Origin of the sequence: Phenylobacterium sp. (genome assembly GCF_025934275.1) — a bacterium.
Lineage (GTDB): Bacteria > Pseudomonadota > Alphaproteobacteria > Caulobacterales > Caulobacteraceae > Phenylobacterium.
This window is the reverse complement of record NZ_JAICYI010000066.1, coordinates 1-19,282: the sequence shown is the minus strand read 5'-3', so window position 1 is coordinate 19,282 and position 19,282 is coordinate 1. Positions and strand designations below refer to the sequence as shown.

General features: G+C 69.6%; 17 protein-coding genes and 1 rRNA gene. 9 read left to right on the top strand and 9 right to left on the bottom strand.

Going from position 1 to position 19,282, the window contains the following annotated elements:
* Positions 1-6: 6 nt before the first annotated feature.
* A complete protein-coding gene (scpA, locus tag Q0W60_RS14970) occupies positions 7-2,166 on the bottom strand; it encodes a methylmalonyl-CoA mutase (protein ID WP_297696880.1) in 2,160 nt (719 codons plus the stop codon).
* Complete coding sequence (locus tag Q0W60_RS14965) at positions 2,163-3,626, bottom strand: methylmalonyl-CoA mutase family protein (RefSeq protein ID WP_366075795.1); 1,464 nt, start codon at positions 3,624-3,626, stop codon at positions 2,163-2,165. The genes scpA and Q0W60_RS14965 overlap by 4 nt, the downstream gene beginning before the upstream one ends.
* A gap of 85 nt (positions 3,627-3,711) precedes the next feature.
* Here Q0W60_RS14965 and Q0W60_RS14960 point away from each other — a divergent pair, with 85 nt between their 5' ends.
* The 3 genes from Q0W60_RS14960 (at position 3,712) to Q0W60_RS14950 (ending at position 6,203) form a co-directional block, all read left to right on the top strand.
* A complete protein-coding gene (locus tag Q0W60_RS14960) occupies positions 3,712-4,716 on the top strand; it encodes a nitronate monooxygenase family protein (protein WP_297696879.1) in 1,005 nt (334 codons plus the stop codon).
* Positions 4,717-4,811: 95 nt separating this feature from the next.
* Entirely contained in the window at positions 4,812-5,849 is a 1,038-nt protein-coding gene (locus Q0W60_RS14955; RefSeq protein ID WP_297696878.1) for a Cj0069 family protein, read from the top strand.
* Between the two features lie 141 nt (positions 5,850-5,990).
* Positions 5,991-6,203, top strand: coding sequence for a hypothetical protein (locus Q0W60_RS14950; RefSeq protein ID WP_297696877.1), 213 nt, complete (start codon positions 5,991-5,993; stop codon positions 6,201-6,203).
* On the opposite strand, the gene Q0W60_RS14945 is transcribed toward Q0W60_RS14950, so the two are convergent.
* From Q0W60_RS14945 to Q0W60_RS14930, 4 genes are all read right to left on the bottom strand, one after another.
* Complete coding sequence (locus tag Q0W60_RS14945; RefSeq protein ID WP_297696876.1) at positions 6,200-7,672, bottom strand: DHA2 family efflux MFS transporter permease subunit; 1,473 nt, start codon at positions 7,670-7,672, stop codon at positions 6,200-6,202. The two genes, Q0W60_RS14950 and Q0W60_RS14945, sit on opposite strands and share 4 nt — an antisense overlap.
* Positions 7,669-8,115 (bottom strand): MarR family transcriptional regulator, encoded by a 447-nt coding sequence (locus Q0W60_RS14940; protein ID WP_297696875.1) that lies wholly within the window; start codon positions 8,113-8,115, stop codon positions 7,669-7,671. The genes Q0W60_RS14945 and Q0W60_RS14940 overlap by 4 nt, the downstream gene beginning before the upstream one ends.
* A 79-nt stretch (positions 8,116-8,194) precedes the next feature.
* Positions 8,195-8,476: a hypothetical protein gene (locus Q0W60_RS14935; protein WP_297696874.1), complete on the bottom strand. Its 282-nt coding sequence runs from the start codon at positions 8,474-8,476 to the stop codon at positions 8,195-8,197.
* Positions 8,477-8,539: 63 nt separating this feature from the next.
* A complete protein-coding gene (locus tag Q0W60_RS14930; protein ID WP_297696881.1) occupies positions 8,540-9,316 on the bottom strand; it encodes a PhoH family protein in 777 nt (258 codons plus the stop codon).
* Positions 9,317-9,613: 297 nt separating this feature from the next.
* On the opposite strand from Q0W60_RS14930, the gene Q0W60_RS14925 reads away from it, so the two are divergent.
* Positions 9,614-10,141 (top strand): gamma carbonic anhydrase family protein, encoded by a 528-nt coding sequence (locus Q0W60_RS14925; RefSeq protein WP_297696873.1) that lies wholly within the window; start codon positions 9,614-9,616, stop codon positions 10,139-10,141.
* Here Q0W60_RS14925 and Q0W60_RS14920 read toward each other — a convergent pair.
* Positions 10,138-10,740: an HAD family phosphatase gene (locus Q0W60_RS14920; RefSeq protein ID WP_297696872.1), complete on the bottom strand. Its 603-nt coding sequence runs from the start codon at positions 10,738-10,740 to the stop codon at positions 10,138-10,140. The two genes, Q0W60_RS14925 and Q0W60_RS14920, sit on opposite strands and share 4 nt — an antisense overlap.
* Before the next feature lie 91 nt (positions 10,741-10,831).
* Between Q0W60_RS14920 and Q0W60_RS14915 the strand changes: the two genes are divergently transcribed.
* Together Q0W60_RS14915 and Q0W60_RS14910 are read left to right on the top strand one after the other, a co-directional pair.
* Positions 10,832-11,614 (top strand): enoyl-CoA hydratase-related protein, encoded by a 783-nt coding sequence (locus Q0W60_RS14915; RefSeq protein WP_297696871.1) that lies wholly within the window; start codon positions 10,832-10,834, stop codon positions 11,612-11,614.
* Positions 11,615-11,716: 102 nt separating this feature from the next.
* Positions 11,717-13,375 (top strand): choline dehydrogenase, encoded by a 1,659-nt coding sequence (locus Q0W60_RS14910; protein WP_297696870.1) that lies wholly within the window; start codon positions 11,717-11,719, stop codon positions 13,373-13,375.
* Positions 13,376-13,378: 3 nt separating this feature from the next.
* Here the strand turns inward: Q0W60_RS14910 and Q0W60_RS14905 are convergent, their stop codons facing one another.
* Positions 13,379-16,267, bottom strand: coding sequence for an insulinase family protein (locus tag Q0W60_RS14905; RefSeq protein ID WP_297696869.1), 2,889 nt, complete (start codon positions 16,265-16,267; stop codon positions 13,379-13,381).
* Between the two features lie 120 nt (positions 16,268-16,387).
* On the opposite strand from Q0W60_RS14905, the gene Q0W60_RS14900 reads away from it, so the two are divergent.
* Both Q0W60_RS14900 and Q0W60_RS14895 read left to right on the top strand, forming a co-directional pair.
* A complete protein-coding gene (locus Q0W60_RS14900; protein WP_297696868.1) occupies positions 16,388-17,095 on the top strand; it encodes a rhomboid family intramembrane serine protease in 708 nt (235 codons plus the stop codon).
* Positions 17,096-17,175: 80 nt separating this feature from the next.
* The gene (locus Q0W60_RS14895; protein WP_297696867.1) at positions 17,176-17,604 is read left to right on the top strand and encodes a CBS domain-containing protein; all 429 of its coding nucleotides are present in this window, start codon (positions 17,176-17,178) and stop codon (positions 17,602-17,604) included.
* Positions 17,605-17,701: 97 nt separating this feature from the next.
* Here the strand turns inward: Q0W60_RS14895 and Q0W60_RS14890 are convergent, their stop codons facing one another.
* Positions 17,702-18,145: an Rrf2 family transcriptional regulator gene (locus Q0W60_RS14890; protein WP_297696866.1), complete on the bottom strand. Its 444-nt coding sequence runs from the start codon at positions 18,143-18,145 to the stop codon at positions 17,702-17,704.
* Positions 18,146-18,861: 716 nt separating this feature from the next.
* Between Q0W60_RS14890 and Q0W60_RS14885 the strand changes: the two genes are divergently transcribed.
* A 16S ribosomal RNA gene (locus tag Q0W60_RS14885) occupies positions 18,862-19,282 on the top strand; the annotation flags it as partial.

The following is a 19,282-nucleotide window of genomic DNA, read 5'->3' as shown; positions in this document are numbered from 1 at the left end:
GCGGCGCTACTGCGCCGCCTGCTCCTGGGCGTAGCCCAACAGCTCGTTCAGCCGCTCCAGGAGCACGATGGCGCTCTCCGGGATCACCGTGCCGGGCGTGAAGATGGCGGCGACGCCCATGTCCTGCAGCGCCTTGAAGTCCTCCGGCGGGATGACGCCGCCCACCACCACCATGATGTCGGGCCGGCCGAGCCGGGCGAGCTCGGCCCTCAGCTCCGGCACGAGGGTCAGGTGGCCCGCAGCGAGCGAGGATGCGCCCACCGCGTGCACATTGTCGGCCACCGCCTGGGCCGCGGTCTCGGCCGGCGTCTGGAACAGGTCGCCGATCACCACGTCGAACCCGAGGTCCGCATAGCCGGAGGCCACCACCTTCTGGCCGCGGTCGTGGCCGTCCTGACCCATCTTGGCGATCAGCACCTTCGGCCTGCGGCCATCGGCGGCGACGAAGGCCTTGACCATCTCCTTGGCGCGGAGCGCGACGGGCGTCTCGCCGGATTCCCGCAGATAGACGCCCTTCACCGCATCGGCGCGCGCCTTGTGGCGGCCGAACACGCGCTCGAGCGCTTCGGAGATCTCACCGACGGTGGCCTTGGCGCGGGCGGCGTTCACCGACAACTCCAGGAGATTGCCGTTCGCCGCGGCGCCCCGCGTCAGCGCCTCGAGCGCCTGGCGCACCGCCTCCGGATCGCGCTCGGCCCTGAGTTGCTTCAGCTTCGCGAGCTGCCGCTCGCGCACCGCGGTGTTGTCGACCTTCAGCATCGGGATCTCGTCGGCGCCCGCCGGCCGATAGCGATTGACGCCGACCACCGCCTGCTGACCGGAGTCGATGCGCGCCTGGGTGCGGGCGGAGGCCTCCTCGATGCGGCGCTTGGGCAGGCCGTCCTCGATCGCCTTGGCCATGCCGCCGAGCGCCTCGACCTCGGCGATGTGCTCCAGCGCCCGTGTCGCGAGATCCGCCGTCAGCCGCTCCACGTAGTAGGCGCCGCCCCAGGGATCGATCACCCGCGTCTGGCCGCTTTCCAGTTGCAGGAAGAGCTGCGTGTTGCGCGAGATGCGGGCGGAGAAATCCGTCGGCAAAGCAAGCGCTTCGTCCAGCGAGTTGGTGTGCAGGCTCTGGGTCTGGCCGCCGACCGCGGCCATCGCCTCGACGACCGTCCGCGCCACGTTGTTGAAGACGTCGTGGGCCGCCAGGCTCCAGCCGGAGGTCTGGGTGTGGGCGCGGAGCGAGAGCGAGCGGGCGTCCTTCGGCTCGAAGGTCTCCTTCATCAGCTTGGCCCACAGCAGCCGCGCGGCCCGCTGCTTGGCGATCTCCATGAAGGCGTTCATGCCGGCGTTCCAGAAGAACGACAGGCGCGGCGCGAAGCTGTCGACCGGCAGGCCCGCCGCCACCCCGGCGCGCACGTACTCGACCCCGTCGGCCAGCGTGTAGGCGAGCTCCAGGTCGAGCGTCGCACCGGCTTCCTGCATGTGGTAGCCGCTGATCGAGATGGAGTTGAACCGGGGCATTTCCGCGCTCGCGTACGCGAAGATGTCGGAGACGATCCGCATCGAGGGCTCGGGCGGGTAGATGTAGGTGTTGCGGACCAGGAACTCCTTGAGGATGTCGTTCTGGATCGTCCCCGAGAGCTTGGCGTGCGGCACGCCCTGCTCCTCGGCGGCCACGATATAGAGCGCCATGATCGGCAGCACCGCGCCGTTCATGGTCATCGAGACGCTCATCTTCTCCAGCGGGATGCCGTCGAACAGCGTGCGCATGTCGAGGATGGAATCGATCGCCACGCCGGCCATGCCGACGTCTCCGGTGACCCGCGGGTGGTCGGAATCGTAGCCGCGGTGGGTGGCGAGGTCGAAGGCGATCGAGAGCCCCATCTGCCCGGCCGCGAGATTGCGGCGATAGAAGGCGTTGGAGTCCTCGGCCGTGGAGAAGCCGGCGTACTGCCGGATCGTCCACGGGTTGGTGACGTACATGGTCGGATAGGGCCCGCGCAGGAACGGCGCGAGCCCAGGATAGCCGCCCAGGGTCGGGAGGCAGGCCGTGTCCATGGGCCCGTAGGCGGGTTTCACAGCGATGCCCTCGGGCGTTCGCCATTCAGGCCCAGAGGTCTCCCGCGGGCTCGGCGTATCGCGATCAAAGGCCAGGGTCGCAAAATCGGGGAAGGCGGTCATTTCGCCACCTCGAACGCTTCGGCCAGTCGGATGGGTTTCAGCGGCGGGCAGGCGCCGTCAGGCCCGGGCAGGCGCGGCGAGGGGGCCCCGACGGGCTTGGGCGTCGGCCGCTCCACCTCGACGGGCGTCTCCAATTCCGGCGCAAAGGCGGTCACGCCGACGATCCGGGGCGTCGCCCGCGCCGCCATGGCGGCCGCCACCTTGCGCGCGATGTGCCCCGAGCTCAGCGCTGCGACCGCCCCGCCCTGCGCCTCGATCGCCTGGAACTCCGCCCAGGCCGCCCGCGCGATCGCGTCGCTCAGCGTCTCGACATAGCCCGAGCCCGCCGCCGGATCGGCCACCCGGCCGACGTGGGCCTCCTCCATCAGCACGAGCTGCACATTGCGGCTCTGGCGCCGCGCGAAGGCGGTGGGCGGCCCGAGCGCGTCGGTGAATGTCCCCAGCACGACGGCGTCGGCGCCGCCGACGGCCGCGCCGAACCCGGCCGCGGTCAGGCGGATCATGTTGGTCCAGGCGTCCTTGGCGGTGAGCATCCGGCGCGAGGAGCGGGCTTCGATGCGCGCGCGTCCGTCGGCGCCGCAGGCGGTCGCGATCCGCGCGCAGACCAGCCGCGCGGCCCTGAGCTTGGCGATCGTCAGGAAGTAGTCCGCGTCCGCGGCGAGACCGAGCGTGATGCGGGCGAACGCCTCGGCCGTCGGCAGGCCGGCGCGGACCAGGGCCTTGGCGTAGGCGAGGGCGGCGGCCGCAGCGAGGGCCACCTCCAGCGCCTCGCCCCCGCCGGCCTCGTGCGCCACGCGTCCGGAGGCCAGGAATAGCTGGCCGAGGGGATAGGTCTCCGCCAGCCGGCGGGCCACGGTGGCCGCGGAGACCAGATGGCTCTGGATCGGTCCCGGGCTCGCGCCGGTCTCGGCGAAGGCGCTCAGGGGATCCAGATGGAACAGCGGCTTGGCGCCGGGTGAGGCCTTGGCGAGCGTCGCCAGCCAGTCGGCGGCCTGGGCCCCGAGGAAGCCGGCGTCGAGCCCGATGGGCGCGAACTCCAGGACCACGTCCTGCAGCGCGACCGCGAGATCCTCCGCCGAGCCCACCGCGACCCCCGCCGCGCCGGTCGGATCGACCCTGAGGATGGCGGAGGCCGCACCGCCTTCCAGGTCTCCCAGAATCTCGCGGTTCGCCGCGAAACGGTCGGGATGGACGGTGAGCGTGCGGATGTCCCAGGGCCGCTCGGCGTCGAACGGGCGCGCGGCGAAGGTTTGCGGCTCGGGCGCCCCATCGTACAGCGGCTCGATGTCCAGTCCCTCGACCGTGCTCCTCCTGAGGCTCTCGAACGGCGCATCGCCCAGGGTCTTGGCGACCAGCGCCAGCCAGGCCGCACGGCTCGCGGCGGGGAATTCGGCGGTCAGGGCGCTGAGATCGGCCATCGGCAAGCTGATCGCCGCGCAGGCGTTACGCGTCAAGCTCACGCGAGGTGAGCCTCGCCTGGCCGCTTGCTCTTCCGAGGGGTGGAGATATACGTCGTAAATGTAACTTGCCGACAAGGATGACTCCATGGCCCTGCCGCCCGTGCTGCGTGACCGCCTGCGCCTGCCCGTCATCGGCAGCCCGCTGTTCATCATCTCCACCCCGGACCTGGTGATCGCCCAGTGCAAGGCCGGGATCGTCGGCAGCTTCCCGGCGCTGAACGCGCGGCCCGCCTCGCTGCTCGACGAGTGGCTGCACAGGATCACGGAAGAGCTCGCGGCGTGGGACCGCGACCATCCTGATGCTCCGGCCGCGCCGTTCGCCGTGAACCACATCGTCCACAAGACCAACGACCGGCTGGAACACGACCTCGAGGCCTCGACCAGATGGAAGGCCCCGATCGTCATCACCTCGCTCGGCGCGCGGGAGGACGTGAACGCCGCCGTGCATTCCTATGGCGGCGTCGTGCTGCACGACATCATCAACGACCGCTTCGCACGCAAGGCGATCGAGAAGGGGGCCGATGGGTTGATCCCGGTGGCGGCGGGGGCCGGGGGCCATGCCGGCACGCTGTCTCCATTCGCGCTGATCCACGGCCTTCGGGAGTGGTTCCAGGGTCCGATCGCGCTCTCCGGCTCGATCGGCGACGGGGCGGCGGTGCTGGCCGCCCAGGCGATGGGGGCGGACCTGGCCTATGTCGGCTCGGCGTTCATCGCCACCCGCGAAGCGAACGCCGATCCGGCCTACAAGCAGATGATCGTCGACTCGACCGGCGAGGACATCGTCTACACCAACCTGTTCACCGGCGTGCACGGCAACTACCTGCGGCCGTCGATCGAAAACGCCGGGCTCGATCCCGACAACCTGCCGACCTCCGACGCTTCGGCGATGAACTTCGGCTCCGGCGGCAACTCGAAGGCCAAGGCCTGGCGGGACATCTGGGGCTGCGGCCAGGGCATCGGCGCCGTGAAGGAGATCCCCGCCGCGGCCGAGCTGGTCGCGCGCCTGGCGGCCGAGTACGAGTCGGCGATGGCGGCCCTCGAGTCGAAATACGCCCTGACCCACGCGCGCGTGGCGCTCGCGGCCGAGTAGGCTATAGTGGCCCTACCGGGCCGATGCGGATCGCCCGCTCAGACGCCTAAGTCCAAGCATCCGCTCCTCCGCCCCTGGCGCAAAGGAGCTTGCCGATGGACGTTTCTTCCAAGCTGAAGGTCGCGATCGTCTGGCGAGGCGAGGCGGGCGATCGCAATCGCGCCACCCTGGCCGACAGCCGGTTCGCGGCCCTCGCGCAGGCGCTGGCGGAAGCCGGCTTTGCGCCGCAGCCCTGCCTCTATGACGAGGCGGCTGCGGAGGCGGTGCGCGAGCAGCTGCACGGCGTGTCCGCGGCGCTGGTGTTCGTCAATCCGCTGCAGGACGGGCGCCGCCGCTATGAGCTGGACGCCATGCTGCGCGAGCTCGCCGCGGCCGGCGTGCTGGTCAGCGCCCATCCGGACGTCATCGACAAGATGGGCGTCAAGGCCGTGCTCTGGCGCACCCGCCCGCTGGGCTGGGGCTCTGACGTCTGCTTCCACGCCGACGCGCGCGAGTTCGCCGAGACCTTCCCGGCGCGGCTGGCGAACGGCCCGCGCGTGCTCAAGCCGAACCGCGGCAACGGCGGCCAGGGCGTCTGGAAGGTGGCGGCAAGCGGCCCGGACGAGGTGCAGGTGTTGCCTGCCGACGGGGATCGCAGCCTGCGGACCATGTCGATGCGGGCGCTGATCGAAGCTCGCAGTCCTGACTTCGCTGAGGGCGGCGGGCTCGTCGATCAAGCCTGGCAGCCGCGGATCGGAGAGGGGATGGTGCGCTGCTACATGTCCGGCGGCCGGACGGCCGGTTTCGGCGTCCAGCAGGTCGGCGCGCTCGTTCCGCCCGAGGCGGGGCCCGGCGGCCCCAGGCTCTACTCCGGGCCGGAGGATCCGCGCTTCCAGCGGCTGGGGGCGCTGATGGAACGGGACTGGACCCCGGGCCTGTGCCGGCTGCTCGAGATCTCGCCCGACGACCTGCCGGCGATCTGGGACGCCGACTTCATGCTCGGACCAGCCGCGGCGGATGGCGAGGACAGCTATGTCCTGTGCGAGATCAACGTCAGCGCGGTGTTCCCCATGCCGGAAGAGGCGCCGCGTCTGATCGCCGTCACGCTGCGACGCAGGCTTGGCCGGGTCGTCGGACCCGCGGACACGGTCTGAACCGCCGCGCCTGCTGAAATCCGCGCGGCCGGCCGCTACCCATCTGCGCGGGCAGCGTTTCCGCGGTTGTGTCGGATACCCAACACATCAGGGATGGCGATCTGACTCATCCGACGGCGTCGGAGCGCGCCGCGCATTACCGTGAATTGGTGGACCGGCGCCTGGCGCTCGCCCGCACGACGACCTCGCCGCAAGCGCCAGGCGGCGCACCTCGAGCTCGCCGCCCTGTGGACCCGCCTCGCTGGCGAAGCCGATCCCCAGGCGCAGGCTCCCGTCTTGGAGGCGGCGGACGAGCCGCGAGCCTTCGCCGAGACGGTGGCCGGCGCCGAGGGCGGGCCGGCCTCGCGGGCCTAGACGCGGCCGCGTCGCCGCTGGTGAAGCTGGTCGCCCGCGTCGGCTGGCAGCCGTAGATACCAGAGGATCGAGATGAAGGTGACCGAGCCGATGATCGCGAAGGCCGGCGTCACCGTGTCCCAGGTCAGCCGCGTCTCATGCCGCCAGAGGCTCACGAAATGCAGCAAGGTGGCGGCCAGGCCGATGCCCACCGACTGGACCAGCTGCTGGCTCATCGACGAGGCCGTCGAGGCGCGGCTCATCCGGTCCTGCTCGATGTCGGCATAGGCGAGGCCGTTCAGGCTCGTGAACTGCAGCGAGCGGAAGAAGCCGCCCACCGCCAGCACGCCCATGATCAGCCAGTGCGGCGTGCTGGGCCGGAAGAGCGCGTACAGCATGAAGGTGCTCGAGCAGATGAAGCCGTTGGCCACGAGCACGGTCCGGAAGCCGAAGCGGCGCAGGATGGGGGGCGCGGTGGTCTTCATCACCAGGGCGCCTGCGGCCGAGATGAAGGTCATCAGCCCGGCGCGGAACGCCGACATGCCGAAGCCGATCTGCAGCAGCATGGCCAGGAGGAACGGCGTCGCGCCCATGGCGACGCGGAAGAAGGCGCCGCCCACCACGCCGGTCTGGAAGGTCTTCACCCGGAAGATCGACAGGTCGATGATCGCATGCGGGTTGTTGCGCGCGTGCAGCCAGTAGAGGGTGAAGCAGACCGCCGCGATCGCGAACAGCCCCGCCACCTGGGCGGCCGGCAGGAAGTTCCGCCCGAGGTTCTCGAAGCCGAAGATCATCGCCGCCAGGCCGACACCGGTGAGCGCGATGCCCATCCAGTCGAGCGGCGAGACCTGCTGCTCCTTCACGTTCGGCACGAACGCCCGCACGAGGGTCACGCCGACGATCGCGACCGGCAGGTTGATGTAGAAGATCCAGCGCCAGTTGAAGAAGGTGACGATGGTGCCGCCGAGGATCGGGCCGATCACCGGGCCGACCAGCGCCGGCATGGTCAGCACCGACATGGCGCCCACGAGCTCGTTCTTGGGGGTGGTGCGCAACAGGACCAGGCGTCCGACAGGCGCCATCATGGAGGCCGCCACGCCCTGGAAGATCCGTCCGACGATCAGCTCCGGCAGGTTCTGGGCGAAGCCGCAGCCGGCCGACGACAGTGCGAACAGCACCATCGAGGTCATGAACACCTTCTTCGCGCCCAGCTTGTCGGCCATCCAGCCCGACACCGGCAGGCACACCGCCGAGGCCAGCAGGAACATGGTCATGGTCATGTTCAGCCGGACCGGATCGACGTGCAGCGCACGCGCGATGGTCGGCAGCGCGTTCGACATGACGGTGGCTTCCAGCGTCTGCATCAGCAGCGCCGAACCGATGATCGCCGGGATGATCCAGCCGCGGGCGATCGCCTCGCGCTCGCTGGCCATCTCCAGCGCGTCGGAGGTGATCTCCGGGGCTTCCAGGACGCGGTCGGCGGGGCTCACGGCTCGACGCTCGCCAGCTTGAGGAGCGGCTCGGCCGCGTCGGCCAGCTTTTCGCGTTCGGCCGGCGAGAGCTTCTTCAGGCGCGCGGCCAGCCAGTCGTTCCGGTGACGCTTGATCGCCTCGATGCGCCGGACCCCTGCGGCGGTCACGGCCAGTCCGGAGCGGCGTCCGTCCTCGGCGTCGTCGCTGCGCCGGACAAAGCCCGCGGCTTCCAGCCGCTTCACATGGCTCGACATGGTGGGCCGCGAGGTCTGCTCGGCGTCGGCGAGATCGCAGACGCCGATGCCGGGGTTCTTCTGGATCTGCGCGAGGATCAGTGAATCCTGGGCGGAGATGCCCGCCTTCTGGCCCTCCTGGCGAAGCCGGCGCGAGACGCGCAACAGCGCCGGACGCAACGCCTCGGCGAGGTTCAGGATATCGAGTTTGTCGAGAGCTACGTCCACGAGGAGGCCTAGGTAGTTAGGTTGTCGAACTATCCATAAGCGCGAGTCGTTCCGTAATCAACGGACTCGGCGCCGCAGCTCAGTCGCGGCGAAGGCTCGGCTTGTCGTCGGCCGGACGCGCGTCCCAGACGGAAGGATCATCCGCTGGCGCGACGGCGACGTCCTCCACCGGCGGCGCCGCTTCGCGATAGCCTTCCTCGCTCGCTTCCGATTGCTCGTCGGGCGGCATCGGCGCATCCGGTCTGAAGGTGGCCCGCATCTTCACGAGCTGATCGCGGTCGGGTTCCAGCCACACCTTGTCGCGCCGATCGCCGGTGGCGATGGGCTCGGACCTGATCGGAGCATCGTCTTTCCCGGACATCGGAGCCTCCGCCGCGACAAGCGACGCGGGCGGAGGCCGGTTCCTTGCGTTCGTCGCCGAGCGCTAGAGCACGCTCAGCATGTCGGCCACCAGGGGATGGCGCACGATGTCGCGCTCGCCCAGCCGAACCACCGCAATATTCGGCAGCTGCTCCAGCCGTTCCGACACCGGCGCGAGGCCGGAGAGCTCGGGCAGCAGGTCGGACTGGTTGGGATCGCCGGTGACCACCATCGTCGAATGCCAGCCGAGCCGGGTCAGCAGCATCTTGAGCTGCACGTAGGTGCAGTTCTGGGCCTCGTCGATGACCACGAAGGCGTTGTTGAGCGTGCGGCCGCGCATGAAGCCAACCGGGGCGATCTCGATCGCGCCCTCCGCGAGCAGCGAGCGGACCCGCTTCATCGACAGCCGGTCGGAAAGCGCGTCGTAGAGCGGCCGCAGATAGGGCGCGAGCTTGTCTTCCGCGTCGCCGGGCAGGAAGCCGATCGACTCGCCCGCCTCGACCGCCGGACGCGACAGGACGATGCGGCCGACCCGGCCGGACTCCAGCGCCTCCACCGCCTTGGCGATCGCCAGGTAGGTCTTGCCGGTGCCGGCGGGGCCAAGGGCCATCACCAGGTTCTTCTCGTCGATGGCCGCGATCAGCTTCTCCTGGCCGGCCGACTTGGCCTTGATGGTCTTCAGGTAGCCCTGTTCACGATCCTCGTTGCTGTGAGCCAGCGGCGACCAGCCGCGATCGAGCGGCAGGCGGCGGATCTTGTCGTCCGCCTCGAACTGGCCGGCGTCGAATGCGCCGTCGCGCAGCTGTCGCTTCGTGGCTCGTTTGCTCATCAAGGCCTCCAGGGGGGCGTGAAAAAAGGGCGCATCCGGTGTGGATCGCCCTTGGGAAAATCGGTGCGGGGAAGCGGCGGGAGGGCCGGCCGGGCGGCTCGGCGTCCGGGACGCGTCCGGGCGGCGAAGCCCTCGAGAACAACAGACGCAGCGCCATCCAACTCCGTCCAGCGCAGGGCGATGGGGCCTTGGCGGCCCCGCGGCGGCCGAGAAAGGCTTCCGCCCGCTCGAATCGCCCGACTAAGATGACTCTATCGCCCTTTCCAAAGGGTTAAATGGACTGTTTGTCGCAAGAATTGGGGACTCGGGATGGCCGTTTACAATTTAGGGAATGTGACACCTGAATTGCCGAACGATGACGAATACTGGATAGCGCCAAGCGCCTCCGTAATTGGTCGAGTCATCCTCAAGAAAAATGCCTCCGTCTGGTTTGGCGCAACCTTGCGCGGCGACAACGACCCGATCACCGTCGGCGAGAACTCCAACGTCCAGGACGGCTCGGTCTGCCACACCGACCACGGCTCACCCTTGGTGATCGGGGCCAATGTGACCGTCGGCCACATGGTCATGCTTCACGGCTGTACGATCGGCGCCAATTCGCTGGTGGGCATCGGCTCGATCGTGCTGAACGGCGCCCGGATCGGGAAGAACTGCCTGATCGGCGCGAACTGCCTGATCACCGAAGGCAAGGAGATCCCGGACAATTCGCTGGTCATGGGCGCGCCCGGCAAGGTGGTGCGCGAGGTCTCGCAGGAGCAGGCGCGGATGCTGGCGGCCGGCGCCCTGCACTATGTGGAGAACTGGAAGCGCTTCAAACGCGAGCTCCGCGGCGTCTAGGCGAGGCCGAGCCGCCCCTCGAGCTCCGCGACCGCCGTCTTCGTCGCCTGGAAATGGACACCGCTGAGGCCCAGGGAGCGGGCGGCCTCCACGTGGCGGATGTCGTCGTCGGCGAAGACCACCTCGGCGGGCTCGGCCGCAAGACGCGCGAGCAGCGCCCGGAAGATCTCCGGGTCGGGCTTGGCGCAGCCGGCGTCGCACGAGGTGATCACGTGATCGAACAGGCCCGCCAGGGCCGGCCGCGCCTTCAGCTGCGCCTCGCTCGAGAGGCTGTTGGTCAGCGCCGAGACCGGCACGCCGCGCCGGCGGATCGCGCCGACCCAATCCGCCAGCGGCTGGTTGAAGTCGCTGAGGAAGGCCGCCTCGGCCAGGCTCTGCAGGGCGCCCGGATCGGCTTGCAGGCGTCCGCCCGCCCGGGCGTAGTAGGTCGCCGCCGAAATGCGGCCAAGCCGCGCCTCGCGCGCTTCCGGCGCGGCGGCGAGGAAGTCCTCCATCGCCGCGCGGCTGAGGCCGGTGCGCGCGCTCCACGCCGGCCAGAAGTCCTCCGCCGGCCAGCCGCGATAGAAAACGCCGCCGATGTCGAGCACGAGGAAGGCCATCGCCTGCGCATAGCCGGAGCCCGCCTCGCGGTCATCTGCCTTGACGGACCGTGCGTCGCCTGCCGAGGCTGGGGCAAAGAGGGAGCGCGAAATGACCTATGAATTCGTCCAGGTGGAGCGGGACGGACCGATCACCACGGTGATCCTCAACCGGCCCGAGGTGATGAACGCGCTGCATTCGCCGGCGCACTTCGAGCTGGACGAGGTGTTCAACGCCTTCGCGTCCGATCCGAGCCAGTGGGCCGCCATCATCACCGGCGCGGGCGAGCGGGCCTTCTCGGCGGGCAACGACCTGAAGCACCAGGCGAGCGGCGGACGCATGGGAAGCCCGCCCTCGGGATTCGCCGGCCTGACGAGCCGCTTCGATCTGACCAAGCCGCTGATCGCCGCGGTGAACGGCGTCGCCATGGGCGGCGGCTTCGAGATCGCGCTCGCCTGCGACATCATCGTGGCCTCGGAAGCCGCGGTGTTCGCCTTGCCGGAGCCGCGCGTGGGGCTGGCGGCGCTGGCGGGCGGTCTCCACCGGCTGCCGCGGGCGATCGGGACCAAGCGGGCCATGGGCATGATCCTGACCGGCCGGCGGGTCAGCGCGAAGGAGGGCTTCGAGCTCGGCTTCGTCAACGAGGTGGTCGCGCCTGGCGACCTGATGGCCGCCGCCAAGCGCTGGGCGCAGCAGATCTGCGAGCTTTCGCCGATGTCGGTGCGGGCCTCAAAGCAGGCGGTCTACCAGGGCCTGGACGAGACCAGCCTCGAGGCGGCCCTCAAAGGCCAAAGCAAGTATCCGGCCGTCGCGGCGCTCTACACGTCGGAGGATTTCGTCGAGGGCCCGAAGGCGTTCGCCGAGAAGCGCCCGCCGCAGTGGAAGGGGCGGTAGATCCCCTGACCTCCCGCCGCTTCGCGGCCGGAGGTAGCGCTTGCCAGAAAGTGACTCGGGCGTCAGGTTCGCCCGCCTGATCAGCGTTTAGGAGCGTCCGCGTTGGACCGCTACGACTACATCATCATCGGGGCGGGCTCGGCCGGCTGCGTGCTGGCGAACCGCCTCTCCGAAGACCCGGCGGTCAAGGTCCTTTTGCTGGAGGCGGGCGGCAAGGACTCCTCGATGCTGATCAAGATGCCGGCCGGCGTCGGCGGCCTGATCGGCAAGCAAGGCCCCTACAACTGGGGCTTCTGGACCGAGCCCGAGCCGAACCTGGAGAACCGCAGGCTCTGGTGGCCGAGGGGCAAGGGCTGGGGCGGCTCGTCGTCGATCAACGGCATGATCTACATCCGCGGCCATGCGCGCGACTACGACCAGTGGCGCCAGATGGGGCTCGCCGGCTGGGCCTACCGGGACGTGCTGCCCTACTTCCGGCGCGCCGAGAGCTTCGAGGGCGGGGCCGATGCCTGGCACGGCGGGGAGGGGCCGCTGCACGTCTCGAAGGCCGCCTCGCCGAACCCGATCTACCGCGCCTCGATCGAGGCCGGCGGGCAGGCCGGCTATCCGCTGACCGACGACTTCAACGGTTTCCAGCAGGAGGGCTTCGGGCCCTACCAGCTGACCATCAAGGACGGCCAGCGCTGGAGCGCCGCGCGCGCCTATCTGCATCCGGCGCTCACGCGGCCGAACCTCACCTGCCTGACCGGCGCCAGGACCACGCGGATCCTGGTCGAGAACGGCCGCGCGGCGGGGGTCGAGGTGCTGGTCGGCAAATCGAAGTCGCCGCGCACCATCCACGCCGAGGCCGAGGTGCTGCTCTGCGCAGGCGCGGTGCAGTCGCCGCACATCCTGCAGCTCTCCGGCATCGGTGATCCGGACGAGCTCTCGCGTCATGCGATCCCGACCGTGACCGCGCTGAGGGGCGTCGGCGCGAACCTGCAGGACCACCTGGACGTGACGCTCTGCTACGAGTGCCCGCAGCCGATCACCGTCTATTCGCTGCGCAAGGGGATCGTCCGCACCCTCGGCGTCGGCCTGAACTACGCCCTGTTCGGCAAGGGCCTCGGGCGGCAGAACTTCCTGGAATCCGGCGCCTTCCTGCGCTCGCGGCCGGACCTCGACCGGCCGGACCTGCAGGTCCACACGGTGCTCGCCATCATGCAGGACCACGGCAAGGTGAGCGTCGAAAAGGACGGCTTCACCTTCCACGTCTGCCAGCTGCGGCCCGAGAGCCGCGGCCGGATCGGGCTGAACTCGGCCGATCCGCTGGCCGATCCGGCGATCTTCGCGAACTACCTGGCGACCGAGGAGGACCGCCGCGCGATCCGCCAGGGCGTCACGATGCTGCGCGAGGTCGCCCGCCAGCCCGCCTTCGACGCCTATCGCGGCGCGGAGTTCTCGCCCGGCGACGCCGTGCGGTCCGACGCCGACATCGACGCCTGGATCCGCCGCACCGCCGAGACGATCTATCACCCGGTCGGGACCTGCCGCATGGGCGCGGACGGCGATCCGATGGCAGTCGTCGACGGCGAGCTGAAGGTGCAGGGGCTCGCAGGCCTGCGCGTCGTCGACGCCTCGGTCATGCCGACGCTGGTCGGCGGCAACACCAATGCGCCCACCATCATGATCGCCGAGAAGGCCGCCGACATGATCCTCGGCCGCCAGGCCCTGGCGCCGCAGGATGCGCCCGTCTTCGGGGACGGCCGCAAGGCGGCGTGAGCCTCATTTCGCGCCGGCGGGCTTGACCTCCAGCTTCCAGGCCTTGGCGTCGGCCAGCAGGTCGACGGCCGATTTCTGGACGTCGGCGGCGCTCACCCGCTCGGTCCCGGGCAGCAGTTGGCGGATCGCATCCAGCTTGCGCGGGTCCGCCTGCGCCCCGGAGAGCTCCGTCAGCCAGTAGCCGTTGGTCACCCGCGCCTTCTCCATCTCCTCCAGCCTGGGCGTCTTGGCCCGCTGCAGCTCGTCGGCTGTCGGCCCCTTGGTCCGCAGGTCGGCGGCGATCTTGGCCACGTCGGCGAAGAAGCCGTCGAGCTTGGCCGGCGGCACCTCGACGCTGGCGGAGATGTAGCCCCAGTCCTTCCAGGTGAGGCTGTGGTTGTAGCTCACCGAGGGGGAGTAGGTGACGCCCTGCGCCTGGCGCAGCTGCTCGATCAGGCGCAGCCCCATCACTTCGCCGAGGATCGCGTCGTTGCGGGCCCGCTGCGGGTTCGACCAGAAGTCCGGCGCGGGCCAGGCGACGAAGCCGATCGCCTGGTCGGCGCGGCCCTTATGGGTCAGCACCACCGGCTGGGCGGCGCCCTGCGGGAAGCCCATCTGGCGTTCGGAATCCGGCGGCGGGGTCGGCGCCGGCCTCGGCGGCAGCGTCCCGAAGGTGGCCGCGACCGCCTCCGTCGCCTCCTCGGGGGTCACGTCGCCGATCACCACCACCTCGATGGAGTCGTTCGCCAGGTGCGGGGCGACCGAGGCTTGCAGGTCCGAGAGGTTGGCGGCGTCGATCTCCTGCCGGCTGGGGTAGGTCCACCGCCGGTCGCCGGCGTGCAGCAGCCCCTGCAGGTCGCGCGAGAAGACGCCGCTGTCGGTGGCCTCGAACTGGTTCTCCAGAGTCCTCGCCTCGTTCTTGACGTGGGCGAAGGCTTCCGGCCGCCAGCCGGGTTCGGTCACATAGGCCGCGAGCACCTGCATCTCGGTGGGCAGGTCTTCGCGACGGGTCGCGCCGGACAGCACGAAGGCGTCGTCCAGCATGCTGAACCGGGCGCTGAACACCTTGGCCGCCAGCACGCGCTCCATGTCCTCGCTGCTGATCTTCTTCAGGCCGCCTTCGATCAGCGCGTCGGAGGCCCAGCGCAGGCTCTGCCGATCGCGCGGCAGATCGGCCAGGCCGTGGCCGACGTTCACACGGATGAGCACCTGGTCGGCGGAGAACTTGGTCGGCTTCACCGTCAGGCGCACGCCGTTCTCGAAGCGCATGAAGGTGGTGTCGAGGTCGGTGACGTCCTTGGTGTCGGCGACCTTGCCCGGCGCGCCGAAGCTCTCGTACGGCCAGCTCACCTGCGTGGGCGCCGCCGGCGCGGATACCGGCGTCTTCCCGGCCGCCTCGAAGGCCGCGAGCAGGGTGGCGTCGCCGCCCTCCACCGGCTTGGGCGAGGCCATGAAGACCAGCGGCCCCGAGCCGCGGAAGATCGACTTCAGCGCCTCGGAGACCTCGCCGGCCTTGAGGCCCTTCACCGTCTCCTCGAAGAACGCGAGGTCCTGTTCGGGGTTGGTGACCACGTCCTGGTCGGCGAGCGAGCCCACCACCTGGTCGGCGATGGCCGCGGGCCGCCGCGTCGCCTGGCCGGCCACCTGCGCCTTCAGGAGCGCGCGGACCTCGACGATCTCGCGGTCGAGCTCATCCTGGCGCACGCCGTATTCGATCGCGCGGCGGGTCTCCTGGTCCGCGGCGGCGAGCGCCGGGCGCCACTTGCCGGGCTCGGCGTTGACCGTGACCATCGTGATCTCGGCCGAGTGCTCCTCGTCGAACTTGAACGCCGCCGCGCCAAGGAACGGCGGGGCGGCGGAGCGGGCCAGCGCCTGGAAGCGCCGGTTCATCACCTGGAACCCGAGCTGCTGGATCAGGTCGCGCCGGCGCTTGGCGAGCGTGTCGGGCGCAAGGTCCGGCGGCCGGACCCAGGCGATCTGGATGGAGAGCGGCGCGCCTGGATCGATCGCCACGCGGGCTTCGGCGCCGCGCGGCTTCACCGGGCCGAGGTCGGGATCGGAACCGGCCGGACCCACCGGCTTCATGTCGCCGAAGCGGGCGCGGATCTTGGCCTCGATCGCCGCCGGATCGAAGTCGCCCACCACGACCAGCACCAGGCGCTCGGGCCGATAGTAGCGGTGGTAGAAGTCGGCGATCAGGCTGACCGGCGCGCTCTGCAGCACCTGGGTCTTGCCGATCGGATAGCGCATCGTCAGCCGCTGGCCCGGGAGCAGGAAGGCGAAACGATCCTTGAAGATACGGTAGGCCGGGGTGTCGCGGCTGCGCTCCTCCGACAGCACGACGCCGCGCTCGTGGTCCATCGCCGCCTGGGAAAGCGTGAGGTTCGAGGCCGCCTCCCGCATCAGCATCAGCGCGGTGTCGACGGTGTCGTCGTCGGTCTTCGGAAGGTCGAGCTTGTAGACGGTCTGGCCGAAGCTGGTGGAGGCGTTGGTGTCGGCGCCGAACGCCAGGCCATGCCGCTGCAGGATCTTGATCATGTCGTTCTCGGGCACCGCCTTGGAGCCCTTGAAGGCCATGTGCTCGAGGAAGTGGGCGAGGCCCTGCTGGGCATCGGTCTCGTCGAGGGAGCCGCCATCCACCCACAGCCGGATCGCCGCCTGGCCCGGCGGGACGGGCTGCCGCTTGATCGCATAGCGCATGCCGTTGGGCAGGGATCCGAAGCGGATCTCGGGGTCGGGCTTCACGTCGGAGCGGGCCTGCGGCCATTCGCCCGGCTTCAGCTTCAGCGGGCTGGCCGCTTCGCCGCGCCCCAGGTGGGGCAGGTGCGGCAAGGGCAGGGCGGCGGCGAAACCGGTGACGAGCAGGGAGAATGCGGCGGCGAGGGCGAGCCCCGCGCGCAGGGGACGGATCATCGAGGGGTCCTGGAAAGGGCGGAGACCAGCGTGCGCAACAAACCTGCTCGATGCGGCGAGGGCAAGGCGAGATCACGGCCGAGGTCGCGCGGCGCGGCGTTCGCGACTACATGGGAAACGATGACGGCGTCGTACTTCCAGGAAACACCTGCGCGGGGACCATGGTCGGGGCAGGAGCCCGAGAGCGAGGCCCGGCGGCCCGACCGCGAACCGGTGTTCAACGCCCCCTGGCCGGCGATCGCCCTGGTGGTGGTGATCGTCGGCGGCTACGCCCTGCAGAGCCGGCTCTCGGACGAGTTCGTCATCGCCGGCTACGCCTTTTCGCCGGCCGCGCTCCTGCAGCACCGCTGGGCGACCCTGGTCACCGCGCTGTTCCTGCACGGCAACTGGGGCCACGCGTTGATGAACGCCGCCTTCGCCCTGGCTTTCGCCACCCCCGTGGCGCGCTTCTTCGGCGTCCGCCTGGCTGGGGCGGCGCTGTTCTTCAGCTTCTATCTCGTCTGCGGCGTGCTCTCGAACCTGGGTTACGCGGCCGTGCATTGGGGCAGCGCCGCGGCCCTGGTCGGCGCCTCGGGCGCGCTCTCCGGCCTGATGGGCGCGGCCGCGCGGCTGATCGCCGGCGGCGGCCGGCTGGGCCGCATCTTCTCCTCGCCGGTGATCGGCATGGGCGCAGCCTGGGTGATCGTGAACCTGCTGATCGGAGCCCTCGGCGGCGCCTTCGTGCCGGGGACCGGCGGCGCCGGGATCGCCTGGGAGGCGCACATCGCTGGATTCCTGGCCGGCGTCCTGCTGATCGGCCCGTTCGCCCGCATCGGCCGCCGCGCCTGAGCGCCGCTCACGCGCGCGTGCTTTGACTCCTGGCCATTCTGCGCAACGCTGTTCTTCGACTGACGCGAAGGAGCGAGCGCATGCTGGTCTCGCAGATCCTGAAGTCCAAAGGCGACCTGGTGTTCACCGTCGCCCCTTCCGAGACGCTCGCATCGGCGGCGGCCCTGCTGCACTCGCGCCGGGTGGGCGCGCTGGTGGTGCTCGAGGCCGAGCAGGTGGTCGGCATCATCTCGGAGCGCGACCTCGTCAGGGCGGTGGCGCAGACCGGGGCCGCGGCGCTCGAGACGCAGGTCTCCCGCCACATGACCAAGAACGTGCTGTTCGCCGAGCCCGGAGAAACGGTGGATTCCTTGATGGGCCGGATGACCGACCGCCGCATTCGTCACTTGCCGGTCTGCAAGGCCGAGCGGCTGGTGGGGCTGGTCTCGATCGGCGACCTGGTGAAGGCGAAGATCTCCGAAGTCGAGGCCGAGGCCGACGGCCTCAAGGCCTATATCGCCGCCAGCTAGAGTTTCCCTCCGGACGGAGGGCTGGAAGCCGGCCGCCCGCCGGCGAGAGAGGCGGGGAAGGACAAAGGCGCCTTCCCCGCCCGTTCTTTGCGTGGCGCTAGCCGGCGGAGCGCAGGATCCCGGCGCCCTCGGAGGTCGCGGCCTCGGCCAGGCTGTAGCCTTCCAGCACCTGGGCGGTGGCGTCGCGGGCGCGGAGCAGCGCTTCGCGCAGCGCGCAGGTCGCGACGTCTTCGCAGTCGTCGCACTTGCGGAAGCCGAGCCGCGGCGAAACGCACGGGGCGAGCGCCAGCGGCCCCTCGATCACCCGGATCACCTCCGCGAAGCTGATCTCGGCCGACGGCCGCGACAGGACGTAGCCGCCGAACTTGCCGCGCCGGCTGATCACCAGGCCGTTGCGGGAGAGCTCGAGGAGGATGGCCTCCAGGAACTTGCGCGGCGCGTCGGCCCTGAGCGCCAGCTCGCCCGAGGTGAGCTGCTCGCCCTCGGCCCGGGCGAGCTCGACGAGCGCGCGCAACGCATAGCGCGCCTTCTGGGAAAGCATGAACGCCACCTCCGCCTTCTCTTTAAGAGGGTTGGCCGGGCGCGCAAGCGAGCGCGGGCGGGGCGGCGAACGGGTCGCAGGGCCGCGGAGCCCGCGGAAGAGAGCTTTCCCGCCGTAGGGTCGTGCCGCGCGCCGTTCGCCTGGACCCTTGGTTGACAGGCCCCCGGACGGCCCCTAGATAGCCGCCTCCCGCGGGAAGACCCGTCCATTTCGGCGACGCAAGGCAGGTGGCGAAAGTCGCTTGCTTTTCACCTCGAACTGACTATTTTCCCCGCGTTCAATCGAATCGCTACGGACCTTTTGGGGCATCCCCCGGGCGGCCCAGAGCGGATTTTGCGCCGAATTCTCATGCTTTTCAGAAGCTTGGGCCGCGGCGAAAAAGTCCGAAAGGATCGATTGACACCCAAATGGGCGGCCCGTAGATAGCCGCCTCCGCCCGCCACCGGGGTCAAGCGGTGGGGCCGGCGAAGCCGGTCGGGTCTTTGACATCGTTGATTTGGAAAGAGAAACGCAGGCGGCGGCGTCCTGGCGACAGTCCTAACCAGACTGTCTCGACGCTGACTGTGACTGCGGTCTCTTGAAGACACCATAATATGGATCGCCCCCGGCTTCGGCCGCGGGAGGTCTGTGTGATGGGAACTCGTCAAGAACTACGCAGACTATAGCCAGCCGGTTCTCTAACAGAACTGGTTACGCAGAAAGTCAGAACGTCAACTCAACCTGAGAGTTTGATCCTGGCTCAGAGCGAACGCTGGCGGCAGGCCTAATACATGCAAGTCGAACGCACCTTCGGGTGAGTGGCGGACGGGTGAGTAACGCGTGGGAACGTGCCCTAAGGTACGGAACAACTGAGGGAAACTTCAGCTAATACCGTATGTGCCCTTCGGGGGAAAGATTTATCGCCTTAGGAGCGGCCCGCGTTGGATTAGCTAGTTGGTGGGGTAAAGGCCTACCAAGGCTACGATCCATAGCTGGTCTGAGAGGATGATCAGCCACACTGGGACTGAGACACGGCCCAGACTCCTACGGGAGGCAGCAGTAGGGAATCTTGCGCAATGGGCGAAAGCCTGACGCAGCAACGCCGCGTGAGGGATGACGGCTTTCGGGTTGTAAACCTCTTTCAGCAGGAACGAAATT

What these genes read in the sequence shown, in the direction of transcription:
- Q0W60_RS14900 (WP_297696868.1), top strand. Translation starts at nt 16,388, where the DNA reads ATGACGGCGTCGTACTTCCAGGAAACACCTGCGCGGGGACCATGGTCG.
- Q0W60_RS14960 (WP_297696879.1), top strand. Translation starts at nt 3,712, where the DNA reads ATGGCCCTGCCGCCCGTGCTGCGTGACCGCCTGCGCCTGCCCGTCATC.
- Q0W60_RS14935 (WP_297696874.1), bottom strand. Translation starts at nt 8,476, where the DNA reads ATGTCCGGGAAAGACGATGCTCCGATCAGGTCCGAGCCCATCGCCACC.
- Q0W60_RS14895 (WP_297696867.1), top strand. Translation starts at nt 17,176, where the DNA reads ATGCTGGTCTCGCAGATCCTGAAGTCCAAAGGCGACCTGGTGTTCACC.
- Q0W60_RS14915 (WP_297696871.1), top strand. Translation starts at nt 10,832, where the DNA reads ATGACCTATGAATTCGTCCAGGTGGAGCGGGACGGACCGATCACCACG.
- Q0W60_RS14955 (WP_297696878.1), top strand. Translation starts at nt 4,812, where the DNA reads ATGGACGTTTCTTCCAAGCTGAAGGTCGCGATCGTCTGGCGAGGCGAG.
- Q0W60_RS14925 (WP_297696873.1), top strand. Translation starts at nt 9,614, where the DNA reads ATGGCCGTTTACAATTTAGGGAATGTGACACCTGAATTGCCGAACGAT.
- Q0W60_RS14920 (WP_297696872.1), bottom strand. Translation starts at nt 10,740, where the DNA reads ATGGCCTTCCTCGTGCTCGACATCGGCGGCGTTTTCTATCGCGGCTGG.
- Q0W60_RS14890 (WP_297696866.1), bottom strand. Translation starts at nt 18,145, where the DNA reads ATGCTTTCCCAGAAGGCGCGCTATGCGTTGCGCGCGCTCGTCGAGCTC.
- Q0W60_RS14905 (WP_297696869.1), bottom strand. Translation starts at nt 16,267, where the DNA reads ATGATCCGTCCCCTGCGCGCGGGGCTCGCCCTCGCCGCCGCATTCTCC.
- scpA (WP_297696880.1), bottom strand. Translation starts at nt 2,166, where the DNA reads ATGACCGCCTTCCCCGATTTTGCGACCCTGGCCTTTGATCGCGATACG.